The 12,395-nt window shown below is 70.5% G+C and carries 12 protein-coding genes and 1 tRNA gene; 8 read left to right on the plus strand and 5 right to left on the minus strand.

The genetic code is table 11. The features are described from left to right. Positions 1-76 (minus strand) — tRNA-Thr (locus IDM46_RS04720). Positions 77-200: 124 nt separating this feature from the next. Here IDM46_RS04720 and radA point away from each other — a divergent pair. Then, complete coding sequence (gene radA, locus IDM46_RS04725; RefSeq protein ID WP_185114951.1) at positions 201-1,583, plus strand: DNA repair protein RadA; 1,383 nt, start codon at positions 201-203, stop codon at positions 1,581-1,583. Between the two features lie 12 nt (positions 1,584-1,595). On the opposite strand, the gene ccsA is transcribed toward radA, so the two are convergent. After that, the gene (gene ccsA, locus IDM46_RS04730; protein ID WP_185114952.1) at positions 1,596-2,387 is read right to left on the minus strand and encodes a cytochrome c biogenesis protein CcsA; all 792 of its coding nucleotides are present in this window, start codon (positions 2,385-2,387) and stop codon (positions 1,596-1,598) included. Between the two features lie 79 nt (positions 2,388-2,466). On the opposite strand from ccsA, the gene ffh reads away from it, so the two are divergent. The 7 genes from ffh (at position 2,467) to IDM46_RS04765 (ending at position 7,388) form a co-directional block, all read left to right on the plus strand. After that, complete coding sequence (gene ffh, locus IDM46_RS04735) at positions 2,467-3,834, plus strand: signal recognition particle protein (RefSeq protein ID WP_182821960.1); 1,368 nt, start codon at positions 2,467-2,469, stop codon at positions 3,832-3,834. Positions 3,835-3,856: 22 nt separating this feature from the next. Next, positions 3,857-4,609: an aminotransferase class IV gene (locus tag IDM46_RS04740; RefSeq protein WP_185114953.1), complete on the plus strand. Its 753-nt coding sequence runs from the start codon at positions 3,857-3,859 to the stop codon at positions 4,607-4,609. A 96-nt stretch (positions 4,610-4,705) separates the two neighbouring features. Then, a complete protein-coding gene (rpsP, locus tag IDM46_RS04745; RefSeq protein ID WP_182821955.1) occupies positions 4,706-4,975 on the plus strand; it encodes a 30S ribosomal protein S16 in 270 nt (89 codons plus the stop codon). Positions 4,976-5,012: 37 nt separating this feature from the next. After that, positions 5,013-5,525 (plus strand): ribosome maturation factor RimM, encoded by a 513-nt coding sequence (gene rimM / locus IDM46_RS04750; protein ID WP_185114954.1) that lies wholly within the window; start codon positions 5,013-5,015, stop codon positions 5,523-5,525. 24 nt (positions 5,526-5,549) lie between these two features. Next, positions 5,550-6,329, plus strand: coding sequence for a tRNA (guanosine(37)-N1)-methyltransferase TrmD (gene trmD / locus IDM46_RS04755; RefSeq protein ID WP_185114955.1), 780 nt, complete (start codon positions 5,550-5,552; stop codon positions 6,327-6,329). Positions 6,330-6,464: 135 nt separating this feature from the next. Then, positions 6,465-6,887, plus strand: coding sequence for a 50S ribosomal protein L19 (gene rplS, locus IDM46_RS04760; RefSeq protein ID WP_182821949.1), 423 nt, complete (start codon positions 6,465-6,467; stop codon positions 6,885-6,887). Between the two features lie 75 nt (positions 6,888-6,962). Then, entirely contained in the window at positions 6,963-7,388 is a 426-nt protein-coding gene (locus IDM46_RS04765) for a S4 domain-containing protein (protein ID WP_185114956.1), read from the plus strand. 35 nt (positions 7,389-7,423) lie between these two features. On the opposite strand, the gene IDM46_RS04770 is transcribed toward IDM46_RS04765, so the two are convergent. From IDM46_RS04770 to IDM46_RS04780, 3 genes are all read right to left on the minus strand, one after another. Next, positions 7,424-8,029, minus strand: coding sequence for a DUF937 domain-containing protein (locus tag IDM46_RS04770; RefSeq protein WP_185114957.1), 606 nt, complete (start codon positions 8,027-8,029; stop codon positions 7,424-7,426). Between the two features lie 95 nt (positions 8,030-8,124). Next, entirely contained in the window at positions 8,125-10,710 is a 2,586-nt protein-coding gene (mutS, locus tag IDM46_RS04775) for a DNA mismatch repair protein MutS (RefSeq protein WP_185114958.1), read from the minus strand. 34 nt (positions 10,711-10,744) lie between these two features. Then, positions 10,745-12,199: a GGDEF domain-containing protein gene (locus tag IDM46_RS04780; RefSeq protein ID WP_185114959.1), complete on the minus strand. Its 1,455-nt coding sequence runs from the start codon at positions 12,197-12,199 to the stop codon at positions 10,745-10,747. Between the last annotated feature and the right edge of the window lie 196 nt (positions 12,200-12,395).

The raw sequence follows: 12,395 nt of genomic DNA on the forward strand, positions 1-12,395 counted from the left end.
TGGTGCCGGAAATAGGAATCGAACCTACGACCTACGCATTACGAATGCGCCGCTCTACCAACTGAGCTATTCCGGCGTGGCCGCGCATTGTAGGGCGTGCGGACGCATGCGGTCAAAGCGCGTCTATCGCGGCGCCGCGTCTCGCCCGGCGCGACCGGTGGCCGCTATCCTGCGCCCTCTCCATCACCCACGGGATGTCCATGGCCAAGGCGCGCACCGCCTACGTCTGCACCGAATGCGGCGCCGATTCCAGCAAGTGGCAGGGCCAGTGCGGCGCCTGCGGGGCCTGGGACACTGTGTCGGAGATCGTGCTGGAGTCGGCCTCCGCGGCCAAGGCGTCGTCGCCCGCGCGCCGCGGCGGCTGGGCCGGCAAGGTCGAAGCGCCGCAGGTCACCGCGCTGAAGGATGTGCGCCACCACGAGGACGAGCGCGTCTCGACCGGCATCGGCGAATTCGACCGCGTGCTCGGCGGCGGACTGGTGGAAGGCGCTGTGGTGCTGGTGGGTGGCGATCCCGGCATCGGCAAGTCCACTCTGCTGCTGCAGGCCATGGCCAGCATGTCGGCCACGCTGCCGGGGCTGTATGTGACTGGCGAGGAGTCGCTGGCCCAGGTGGCCGGCCGCGCCGCGCGCCTCGGCCTGCCGCTCGATGGCCTGAGCGCCCTGGCAGAAACCGGCGTGGAAAACATCCTCGGCCATGCCGCCAAGCTGCGGCCCCGGGTGATCGTTGCCGACTCGGTGCAGACGCTGTGGACGGAATCGATGACCGCCGCGCCCGGATCGGTCGGGCAGGTGCGCGAGTCGGCGGCGCGCCTGGTGCGCTACGCCAAGGAAACCGGCACCGCCGTATTCCTGGTCGGCCATGTCACCAAGGAGGGCGGCATCGCCGGCCCGCGCGTGCTCGAGCACATGGTCGACGCGGTGCTGTACTTCGAGGGCGACAGCGGCAGCCGTTTCCGGGTGCTGCGCGCGTTCAAGAACCGCTTCGGCGCCGTCAACGAGCTTGGCGTGTTCGCGATGGGCGACAAGGGGCTGAAGGAAGTACCGAACCCGTCCGCGATCTTCCTGTCGGGCGCGACGCGCCAGCCCGGGAGCTGCGTGATGGTCACGCGCGAAGGCACGCGGCCGCTGCTGGTCGAGGTGCAGGCGCTGGTCGACGCCTCGCCGCTGTCCAATCCGCGGCGCGTGGCGGTGGGCCTGGAGCAGAACCGGCTGGCGATGCTGCTGGCGGTCCTGCACCGGCACGGCGGCGTCATGGTCGGCGACCAGGACGTGTTCGTGAACGTGGTCGGCGGCATCCGCGTGCAGGAGACCGCGGCCGACCTGCCGGTGCTGCTGGCCGTGCTGTCGTCGCTGCGCGACCAGCCCTTGGCGGACAAGACCATCGCGTTCGGCGAGGTCGGACTGTCGGGCGAGATCCGCCCGGTGCCCAACGGCGAGGAGCGCCTCAAGGAAGCCGCCACGCACGGCTTCAAGCGCGCGATCGTGCCCAAGGCCAACGCGCCGCGGGCGGGTGCCTACAAGGGTATGGAGGTGGTGGCCGTGGAGCGCCTGTCGGACGCGATCAGCGCCGCGTCGGACTAGGCTGCCCCGGCATCAACCCCGGCCGAGCACCATCTCCAGCACGAACTTGCTGCCAAAGAACGCCAGCACCAGCAGAACCATCGCCGCAAGGGTCCAGCGCACGGCGATCGCCCCGCGCCAGCCGCGCCGCCAGCGGCCGACCAGCAGCGCGCCAAAGGCCAGCCACGACAGCACGCTCAGCACCGACTTGTGCACCAGGTGCTGGGCGAAGAGATCGTCCACGAACACCAGCCCGGTGAGCAGCGTGGCAGTGAGCAGCACGAAGCCGACGCCGATGGTGCGGAACAACAGGGTTTCCAGTTCCACCATCGGCGGCAGCACGCGCAGCCAGCCGTGGAATTCGCGTCGGCGCAGGCTGCGCTCCTGCAGCCACAGCATGACCGCCAGCACCGCGGCCACGGCGAGCGTGGCGTAGGCGAGCAGCGCGGAACCGGCGTGCATGCGCAGCGGAAGCGAAAGCCGCGCGCCGCCGGCGTTGTCGCCATGCTGGCTGGCCCAGGCCAGCAGCGAGGCCATCGCGATCGGGAACACCACTACGCCCAGCGCCGCCATCCGCCCGCGAGCGCCGTACCCGGTCGTCAGCGCCGCCATGCCGAGCCCGACCAACGACAGCGCGGCATGGAAATGCAGGTCGACGCCAGCGGCGGCATGCCAGTCGATCGCGTGCGCGACGGCGTGCGCGATCACCGCCGCAGCCGCGAACGGCAGCCAGCCGCGTCCCACGGACGGACCCCGGCGCAGGGCGCGTACCAGCAGCGCGGTCGCAAGGGCGTACAGCAGGGCCGCGATGAGAATCGATGTCATCGCACAAGTGTAGGCCAATCATGGCCGCCCGCAGGGTGCCGGTATACTGGCCGGCCCTCCCGTTGCGCGGTCGCATTCCATGTTCGAGTCCCTCACCCAGCGCCTGTCCGGCACCATCGAGCGCCTGCGTGGCCGTGGACGGCTGACCGAGGAGAACATCCGCGAAGCCACCCGCGAAGTGCGCATCGCGCTGCTCGAGGCCGACGTCGCGCTGCCGGTGGTGCAGGCGCTGATCGAACGCATCAAGGTGCGCGCGGTCGGCCAGGAAGTCCTGAAGTCGCTGACCCCGGGCCAGGCGCTGATCAAGGTCGTGCGCGACGAGCTCACCACGGTGATGGGCGCGCAGGCATCCGACCTCAACCTCAACGTGCCCGCGCCGGCGGTGGTGCTGATGGCCGGCCTGCAGGGCGCGGGCAAGACCACGACCGTCGGCAAGCTCGCCAAGCTGTTGAAGGAAAAGCGCAAGAAGAAGGTGATGGTGGTCAGTGCCGACGTCTACCGTCCGGCCGCGATCGAACAGCTGAAGACGCTGGCCGAACAGGTCGACGTGCGCTTCTTCGCATCCGACGCCTCGCAGAAGCCCGTGGACATCGTGCGCGCCGCGATCGACGACGCGCGGAAATCCTTCATCGATGTGCTGCTGGTCGATACCGCGGGCCGGCTTGCGATCGACGAAGCGATGATGGCCGAGATCAAGGCCCTGCACGCCGCCGTCAACCCGGTCGAGACCCTGTTCGTGGTCGATGCGATGACCGGCCAGGACGCGGCCAACACCGCCAAGGCCTTCAGCGAAGCGCTGCCGCTGACCGGCGTGGTGCTCACCAAGACCGATGGCGACGCGCGCGGCGGCGCCGCGCTCAGCGTGCGCTACATCACCGGCAAGCCGATCAAGTTCATCGGCACCGGCGAGAAGGTCGACGGCCTGGACGTGTTCCACCCGGACCGCATCGCCAGCCGCATCCTCGACATGGGCGACGTGCTGTCCTTGGTCGAGCAGGTGGAAGGCCAGGTCGACAAGGACAAGGCGCAGAAGCTCGCCGAGAAGGTCGCCAAGGGCAAGAAGTTCGACCTCAACGACATGCGCGACCAGCTCGAGCAGATGCAGGGCATGGGCGGCATCCATGGCCTGATGGACAAGCTCCCGGGCATGGCCAAGATTTCCGACGAGGTCAAGAACCAGGTCACCGGCCGCGAAGTGCCGCGCATGGTCGCGATCATCGGTTCGATGACCAAGAAGGAACGCCGCAACCCGGCCCTGCTCAACGGCTCGCGCCGCAAGCGCATCGCCGCGGGTTCCGGCGTGACGCCTGCCGACGTCAACAAGCTGATGAAGCAGTACCAGCAGATGGAAAAGATGATGGCCAAGCTGGGCCGCGGCGGCATGAAGGGCATGATGCGCGGCCTGCAGGGCATGATGGGCGGCCGCGGCGCGATGCCGTTCCGCTGAGGCCGGCGCTGCAGCCAGCCTGATGGACGCGCCGGCGCACCCCGGGCACTTCACCACCTTCCAGGTGCGCGAAGGCGCGGTGCGCGGGCTTGACCTGCACCTCGCGCGCCTTGAAGGTGCGACCCGTTCAATGTTCGGCTACAGCCTGGATCTTGCGGGCTTGCGCAGCCGGATCCGGGAGGCGATTGCCGGCGACGCCGCGCAGGCCTGCACCGTGCGTGTAGTGGTCGCAGGTGCGCAGGGCGCACGCGTGCAAGGTGCTGCCGATGCCGGTGATGCACCGATGACCCGCATCGAGATCGAAGGTCCGCGTGAACCCGGCGCCCACGCACTGCGCCTGCGGTCGCGGTGCCTGCAGCGCGTCGATCCGCACCTCAAGCACCTCGCCATCGCGCCCCAACTGGACGCGCGAAGGGAAGCGCAGGCGGAGGGCTTCGACGATGCGCTCCTGGTCGACCGCGGCGGGCTGGTGGCGGAAGGCAGCTTCTGGAATATCGGCTTCGGCGGCCGTGCCGGCATCACCTGGCCCGTCGCCCCCGCGCTGCGCGGCGTGAGCGAACGCCTGCTGCAGGCGCGCCTGGCGGCACGGGGCGTCGTGCAGCAGGCCATGCCGGTGCGGCTGGATGCGCTGGGCGCGTTCGATTTCGCGTTCGCGACCAACTCGCGCGGGTTGCAGGAGATCGGGTCGATCGATGGCCATGCCTTCCGCGGCGATCCAGGATCGGCCGCCGGCGTGCGCGCCGCTTTCGCGACCATTGCCTGGCAGGTGGTCTGAAACCGGCCGGAGGGGGCGCTTCCTCCCCGCCGGGCATTCCGCTACAATTCGCCGCTTACCTCGCCACCCTGGCGACTGGGCAACACGGAAACCACCATGGTCAAGATCCGCCTCACCCGCGGCGGCGCCAAGAAGCGCCCCTTCTACCACATCATCGTCACCGACTCGCGCAGCGCGCGCGACGGCCGCAACATCGAGCGCGTGGGTTACTACAACCCCGTCGCCACCGGCGCCGAGTCACGCGTGGTGCTCGATACCGCCCGGGTCGACCATTGGGTCGGGCAGGGTGCGCAGATGACCGACAAGGTCCGCAACCTGTACCGCGAGGCGCAGGCTCCGGCCACCGCAGCGGCTCCGGCCGCCTGACGCGCGGGCCGCGCCCCGCGCGCGGCCCATTTCCGCAATGGACGTCACCGGGCGCCGCATCCTGCTGGGCAGGGTCCACGGCGCCTTCGGCGTGCGTGGCGAGCTGAAACTCGAGTCCTTCACCGAGCCGGCGCGCGCGATCCTCGGCTACCAGCCGTGGACCCTGCGCGATGCGCAGGGCGCCGAGCGCGTGGCCGAGGGCGCCACTGGCCGCGAGACGGCGAAGGGCCTGGTCGCACGACTGCCCGGCATCGAGGACCGTGACGCCGCCGAGGCACTGCGCGGCACCGAGGTCTGGGTGGCACGCGAATCGCTGCCGCCGCCCGCACCCGGCGAGTACTACTGGGTCGACCTCGAAGGCCTGCGCGTGCACAACGTCGACGGCAGCGATTTCGGCACGGTGTCGCACCTGTTCTCCACCGGCGCCAACGATGTGCTGGTCGCACGCGGCGACCGCGAGCGGATGATTCCGTTCGTGGTGCCTGACTACGTCGTGTCGATCGATTTCGACGCCGGCCTGGTCACCGTCGACTGGGATCCCGGGTTCTAGGGCAACCCGGAACCCGCAGCCGCCATGCGCATCGACGTCGTCAGCCTGTTTCCCGAGTTCGTCACCCAGGTCGCGGGCCACGGCGTGGTCGGGCGTGCGGGCGAGCGTGGACTGCTGTCGGTGCACGGCTGGAACCCGCGTGATTTCGCCGAAGGCAGCTACCGCCGCGTCGACGACCGCCCGTTCGGCGGTGGCCCGGGCATGGTGATGATGGTCGAGCCGTTGCGCACGGCGCTGGCCGCCGCGCGGGCCGCGGCACCGCAGCCGGCGCGCGTGGTCTACCTCAGTCCCCAGGGCAGGCCGTTCGACCAGGCCCGCGCGCGCGCGCTGGCGCTGGAGCCGCGCCTGGTGCTGCTGTGTGGCCGCTACGAGGGCGTCGACGAGCGCCTGCTGGCCGCCGAGGTGGACGAGGAACTGTCGATCGGCGACTACGTGCTCTCGGGCGGTGAGCTCGCCGCGGCGGTCGTGGTCGACGCGGTGGCCAGGCTGCTGCCGGGCGCGCTCAACGATGTCGAGTCCGCGGCGCAGGACAGTTTCGAGCCTTCAACAGACGGCACTGGCCCCTTGCTGCTGGACTGCCCGCACTACACGCGGCCGCTGGAGCATGCCTACGGCGCGGTGCCGCCGGTGCTGCTGTCCGGCAACCACGCCGCGATCGCCCGCTGGCGCCGCCAGCAGGCGCTCGGCCGCACCTGGCAGCGCCGCCCGGACCTGATCGACCGCGGCGCCCTGTCCCGGGCTGATGCACGATTGCTGGACGAATTCCTCGCCACCGCGGGTGACCCGTCGCAGGAAGCCCCGTAAGCCCCTAGCGCGCAAGGGAAAGTTGCCGGTATAATGTCCGGCTTAGCTGCAAACACGCCAAGACGCGGGTCCACGTGCACTCGCGCTACAACACGCCCCCAAGGGGCACTACCAACAGGCAAGCGAAGACCCACCATGAACAAGCCCTCGATCAACACGCTGCTGCAGAACTTCGAAGCCGAGCAGACCACGCGCCAGCTGCCGGACTTCGGTCCCGGCGACACCGTCATCGTCAACGTCAAGGTGAAGGAAGGCAACCGCGAGCGCGTCCAGGCCTATGAAGGCGTGGTCATCGCCAAGAAGAACGCCGGCCTGAACTCCGCGTTCACCGTGCGCAAGATCTCCCACGGCTTCGGCGTCGAGCGCGTGTTCCAGAGCCACAGCCTGATGATCGATTCGGTGCAGGTGAAGCGCCGTGGCGCGGTGCGCGCCGGCAAGCTGTACTACCTGCGTGGCCTGCAGGGCAAGAAGGCGCGCATCCGCGAGGATCTCGCCGGCAACGCCAAGGCCAAGGCCGCCGCGCAGGCCGCCGCCGCGGCCGAGTCGTCCGCCGAGTAAGCGGCTGCCGCAAGGCGCGACCCACGACGGCCACCGCAAGGTGGCCGTTCGCGTTTGCGGCGCTAGAATCCGCGGATGCCTGCAACGACCGCTCCCACTGCCAGCGCCGGTGTTCCTGCGTCGATACGCATCGACGTCTGGCTGTGGGCTGCGCGTTTCTTCCGGACGCGCACGCTGGCTCGCCAGGCGGTCGAACACGGCAAGGTCGAGCTCGGTGGGCAGCGGCCCAAGGCCTCGCGCGCGGTGCGGGTAGGCGACCGCCTGCGCATCGCCCGCGGCGAAGAGGTGTTCGTGGTCGAGGTGGCGGCGTTGACGGACTCGCGCGGTCCCGCTCCGGTCGCCCAGGCCCTGTACCGCGAGGACGAGGCGTCACTGAAGGCGCGCGACGAGGCGCGCCTTGCACGCCGCGACGCGCAGGCCGGTTACCGCGCGCCGGAGCATCGCCCCGACAAGCGCGCGCGCCGGCTGATCAGGGCGCTTGGCGACATCGACCTGAGCTGAGCTGCAGCAACGCCACTGGCGCGCCGGCAACCCGTCTATTTCCGCCCGAACAGCCCGCCGAGCCTTGCGAGGTCGCCAAGGCCGAGCTGGCCGTCGCCGTCCTGGTCGAGCACCGCGCCAAGCAGGCCGCCACCAAGCCCGCCTTCCTGGCGGATCTGCTGCTGCTCCTGGCCGAGCATGTCGCCCAGCGCTGCGGCGCCGTCATTCTGTTGCGCCTGCCCGGAGGACATCGCGCGTTTGGCGAGGTAGGCCATCACGATCGGCGCGAGCATCTTCAGCAGCTGCCCGGCCGTGCCCTGGCCGAGGCCGGTGGCCTGGGCCACGCCCGCTTCGGCACGCTGCTGGCCGCCACCGAAGATGTGGCCGAGGATCGCGCCGCCCTGGCCGGCTCCGCCGCTGCCGAGGACCGCGCCCAGCACGCTGCCGATGTCCATGCCCGCGTGGTCCTTCTGCAGCGCGCCGTACAGCGCCTGCGCACCCTGCGGTTGGCTGGCATTGCGGCCAAGGGCACCGAGCAGCAGGGGCAGGGCCGCGTTGATCGCACCGGAGGCCTGTGACGGGGTAAGGCCCAACTGCTGGGCGAGCTGCTGAGCAGGTGCGCCCTGCAGCTGCGCAAGGAGGTCGTCGGTCAACATCGCCATGAGGGCATCTCCTGTGTGTGCCCCGGATCGTACGCTTCCGATCGGCCGTCGACAGCACGGATCGGCGCGCGGTCAGCCCGCGGCCAGACCCTCGTTCACCCCAGCGCCTTCAACCTGTACAGCGCTTCCAGCGCCTGCTTCGGCGTGAGGTCGTCGGGATCGATGCCGGCGAGCGCATCAAGCGCCGCCGACGCAGGCGAGAACAGGCCGAACTGCTGCGGTGCGTCCAGCGTCTCGGCCGACAGCGGCGGCGACGCGACATGGCCATGCCGTTCGAGTTCCGCCAGGCGCGCCCGCGCCTGGCGCAGCACCGGCTTGGGCAGGCCGGCCAGCGCGGCCACCTGCAGGCCGAAGCTGCGGTCGGCGGGGCCGTCCTTGACCGCGTGCATGAACACCAGGCTCTCGGCGCCGTCCCTGTCACGGTGCTCCACCGCGTCCAGGTGCACGTTGGCGATGCCACTGCCGGGTTCGGCCAACGCGGTGAGCTCGAAGTAGTGGGTGGCAAACAGCGTGTAGCAGCGGTTGTGCGCGGCCAGGTGGCGCGCGCAGGCATCGGCGAGCGCCAGTCCGTCGTAGGTCGAGGTGCCGCGGCCGATCTCGTCCATCAGCACCAGCGATTGCGCGCTGGCGTGGTGCAGGATGTAGCTGGTCTCGCTCATCTCCACCATGAAGGTCGACTGGCCGCGGGCCAGGTCATCCCCGGCGCCGATGCGGGTGAGGATGCGGTCGATCGGGCCGATCCGCGCCGCGCGCGCCGGCACGAAGCTGCCGATGTAGGCCAGCAGCACGATCAGCGCGTTCTGGCGCATGTAGGTGCTCTTGCCGCCCATGTTCGGGCCGGTGATCACCAGCATGCGGCGATCGGCGTGCAGGTCGAGGTCGTTGGGTTCGAATGGTGCGTCGCGGACCGCCTCGACCACCGGGTGGCGCCCGCGTTCGACCTCGAGGCAGGCGTCCTCGACCAGCTCGGGTCGCGCCCAGTCGAGCGCCACTGCACGCTCGGCCAGGCAGGCGAGCACGTCGAGCTCGCCCAGCGCGGCGGCACAGCGCTTGAGCGACTCGAGGTCGGTGTTGAGGGTATCCAGCAGTTCTTCGTACAGCAGCCGTTCGCGCGCCAGGGCGCGTTCGCGCGCGGACAGCACCTTGTCCTCGAACGCCTTCAGTTCCTCGGTGATGTAACGCTCGGCGCCGGTCAGCGTCTGCCGGCGGCTGTAGTGCGTCGGCACCTTGGCAGCGTGCGACTTGCCGATCTCGATGAAGTAGCCGTGCACGCGGTTGTAGCCGACCTTGAGCGTGGCGATGCCGCTGGCCTCGCGCTCGCGCAGTTCCAGGTCGACCAGGAACTGGTCGGCGTGTGTGGACAGGCGGCGCAGCTCGGCGAGCTCCGCGTCGTGGCCATCGGCGAACACGCCGCCGTCGCGGGCCAGCACCGGCGGCTGCTCGACCAGCGCCGTGGCCAGCAGCGCGGCCTGCCCGGCGTGTTCGCCGAGGCCGGCAACCAGCGCTGCGAGGCGCGGCGAATCGAGCGGCGCCAGCATCGTGCGCAACTCCGGCAGCATGGCGAGCGCGTCGCGCAGCGTGCCGAGGTCGCGCGGGCGCGCCGAGCGCAGCGCGATGCGCGACAGGATGCGCTCCACGTCGCCGAGCGCGCGGAAGCGCTCGCGCAGGTCGCGTTCTATGCCGCTGGCGAGCAGCGCCGCCACCGCGTGCTGGCGCTCGCCGACCACACCACGGTCGCGCAGCGGACGGTGCAGCCAGCGGCGCAGCATGCGGCCGCCCATCGGAGTCACCGTTCTGTCGAGCACGCCCAGCAGCGTGTGTTTCTGTTCACCGTCGACGCGGGTGTCGAGTTCGAGGTGGCGACGCGTTGCGGCGTTCATCGCGATCGCGCCGTCGCTGGATTCGACCGCGATCGCGGTCAAGTGCGGCAGGCGCTGCTTCTGGGTCTCCTCGACGTAGCCGAGCAGGGCACCCGCGGCGGCGATCGCCAGCGGGCGGTCCTGGATGCCGAACGCCGACAGGTCGTGCAGCGCGAAGAACCGCAGCAGCTGGCGGCGCCCGGCGTCGGCGTCGAACAGCCATGGCGCGCGCCGGCGCAGACCGATGCGGGTCGTCGCGAAGGCCGGCCAGCCGTCGTCGTCGGGGAGCAGGAGTTCGGCGGGGTCGAGGCGCGCCAGTTCGGCCTCGAGCGCGTCATCGCCGGCGACTTCGTTGACCAGGAAGCGGCCGGCCGCGAGGTCTGCCCACGCCAGGCCGTAGCCGGCCTTGCCGCGCGCCACCGCCAGCAGCAGCGTGTCGCGACGCTCGCTCAGCAGCGCCTCGTCGGTGAGGGTGCCGGGAGTGACGATGCGCACCACCTTGCGCTCCACCAGGCCCTTGCTGGTGGCGGGGTCGCCGACCTGCTCGCAGATCGCCACCGACTCGCCCAGCGCCACCAGTCGCGCCAGGTAGCCCTCGGCCGCGTGGTAGGGCACGCCCGCCATCGGAATCGGCTGCCCGGCGGACGACCCGCGCTGGGTCAGGGTGATGTCGAGCAGCTTCGCCGCCTTGCGGGCGTCGTCGTGGAACAGCTCGTAGAAGTCGCCCATGCGGAAGAACATCAGCACGTCGGCATGCTCCGCCTTGGCGGCGAAGAACTGCTTCATGAGGGGCGTGTGTTCCGGCGTTGCTTCCGACTTCATGGGGTCCTGGTATCCGCTGCTGTCCGGGCTTGCATCAGCGCTGCCTGAGCTGCACCACGCCGGGTGGCTCCGGAAGGTCGTCGGTCGCCACCACCACGCGGTTGCGTCCATTGCGCTTGGCGGCGTACATGGCCGCGTCCGCGCGGGCAAGGATGCGCTCGTAGTCGGGGTGCCCATCCTGCAGCGCGAGGCCGATGCTCGCGGTCAACATCAGGGTTTCACCGTCGGACAGTGCCACCGGTGCGCCCGCGACGCAGCTGCGCAGGCCCTCGGCGATCGCCAGCGCCTCGGAGGCTCCCACCGAGCCAAGCACCACCACGAACTCCTCGCCGCCGTACCGGAACAGGTAGTCGCTGCCGCGCGTGTTCTGCACCAGCAGCGCGGCGACCTGCTGCAGGGCGCGATCACCGACCTCGTGGCCGTGGCTGTCGTTGATCACCTTGAAGTGGTCGAGGTCGATCATCAACACCGCGAACGTCCGGCCGGTGTTGGCCTGCAGCTGGATCTCGCGGCGCAGGACGGTCGGCAGGAAGCGCCGGTTGAGCAGTCGCGTGAGCGCGTCGCGGCCGGACTCGAGGTCGCCGATGCCGTCGAACATCATCGTGAGCAGGTTGCGGATCGCGGCGACGACCGCGCGCGTCTCGTCGACCAGCGCGCGCCGCAGCGCCGGGTTCCCCGCCTGCGGCAGGCCATCACGCAGGCCCGTGTCGACGGCCTCGACCAGTTCGGCCACGCGCCGTGTCTCCGGCGTCTCGCCGAAACTGGCCATGCCCTTGTGCGTGAACCACAGGCCGAACTCGGAACGCGACAGCAGCAGCGGTGCCGCTGCCGGCGGCTGCTCCAGGCTCAGCGCGTACAGCAGGGTGTTCTCCCAGGCCAGCAGCAGCGCGCGCTGGCGTTCGCGCTCGGTGCCGACGTTCTGGATCAGCGAGAACAGCCGGTAGGAGGCGTCGATGGTGCCGGCCTGCTCGCGCGAGATGTCATAGGCGCGGGTCATGGCCTCCAGGGCCAGGTCGATGAGCGCGTCCACGCCGACGATCGCCTCGATGACGGCGTCGGCGTGACCCGCCGCGCCGGCCTTCCGGATCGCTGCCTGCAGCTCGCCCTTCAACAGGCGTGCACCGCGGCCCACCAGGTCCACGGGAATGCCGATCCGCGCGTGCACCAGCCCCACCGTCTCCTGGGTGGCGGCCACGGCATCGACGTCGTCGGGCCCGGCGCCGAGCAGTTCCAGCAGCCAGCGTTGCAGCGACGGCTTCAGCCGGTCGCGGACCTGGTCCGGGGACAGGAACCGCGCAGCGCGGGGGTCGTCGAGCATTTCGCCGTAGAAGTGGTCGGCCAGCATCGGGGCCGCCGCCGAAGCGGCGTCGCTGAACAGGAGGCGCGCGCCGGGGGTGATCGCGGCGAGCGCCAGGCGCCAGTGCGCGGCAAGCCGGGGATCGTGCACGCGTGTGCGCTCGGCAACGGCCGGGAGGGGGTGGGTATCCATGGCCGGTATTGTGGACCAGTCGCGATCCGGGACGCCTCGTCGGGGCGATCGGGGCCCTGCAGGCAGCGGGTTTCCCGCATCCGCCGGCCACATACGCATGCGTCCGGAAATGTGCTAGCGTCGCGCCAAGGCTGCGATACCGCAGCGTCAGGTCCGTCCCCCACGCTGGCCTGGCGCGCAACCGGCATGGACTCCA

The sequence above is a fragment of the Luteimonas sp. MC1825 genome (assembly GCF_014764385.1).
Taxonomy (GTDB): domain Bacteria; phylum Pseudomonadota; class Gammaproteobacteria; order Xanthomonadales; family Xanthomonadaceae; genus Luteimonas.

Bases quoted from the DNA above. Each gene is read 5' to 3' on its own strand.
- radA (WP_185114951.1), top strand. From the start codon at position 201: ATGGCCAAGGCGCGCACCGCCTACGTCTGCACCGAATGCGGCGCCGAT.
- ccsA (WP_185114952.1), bottom strand. From the start codon at position 2,387: ATGACATCGATTCTCATCGCGGCCCTGCTGTACGCCCTTGCGACCGCG.
- ffh (WP_182821960.1), top strand. From the start codon at position 2,467: ATGTTCGAGTCCCTCACCCAGCGCCTGTCCGGCACCATCGAGCGCCTG.
- IDM46_RS04740 (WP_185114953.1), top strand. From the start codon at position 3,857: ATGGACGCGCCGGCGCACCCCGGGCACTTCACCACCTTCCAGGTGCGC.
- rpsP (WP_182821955.1), top strand. From the start codon at position 4,706: ATGGTCAAGATCCGCCTCACCCGCGGCGGCGCCAAGAAGCGCCCCTTC.
- rimM (WP_185114954.1), top strand. From the start codon at position 5,013: ATGGACGTCACCGGGCGCCGCATCCTGCTGGGCAGGGTCCACGGCGCC.
- trmD (WP_185114955.1), top strand. From the start codon at position 5,550: ATGCGCATCGACGTCGTCAGCCTGTTTCCCGAGTTCGTCACCCAGGTC.
- rplS (WP_182821949.1), top strand. From the start codon at position 6,465: ATGAACAAGCCCTCGATCAACACGCTGCTGCAGAACTTCGAAGCCGAG.
- IDM46_RS04765 (WP_185114956.1), top strand. From the start codon at position 6,963: ATGCCTGCAACGACCGCTCCCACTGCCAGCGCCGGTGTTCCTGCGTCG.
- IDM46_RS04770 (WP_185114957.1), bottom strand. From the start codon at position 8,029: ATGGCGATGTTGACCGACGACCTCCTTGCGCAGCTGCAGGGCGCACCT.
- mutS (WP_185114958.1), bottom strand. From the start codon at position 10,710: ATGAAGTCGGAAGCAACGCCGGAACACACGCCCCTCATGAAGCAGTTC.
- IDM46_RS04780 (WP_185114959.1), bottom strand. From the start codon at position 12,199: ATGGATACCCACCCCCTCCCGGCCGTTGCCGAGCGCACACGCGTGCAC.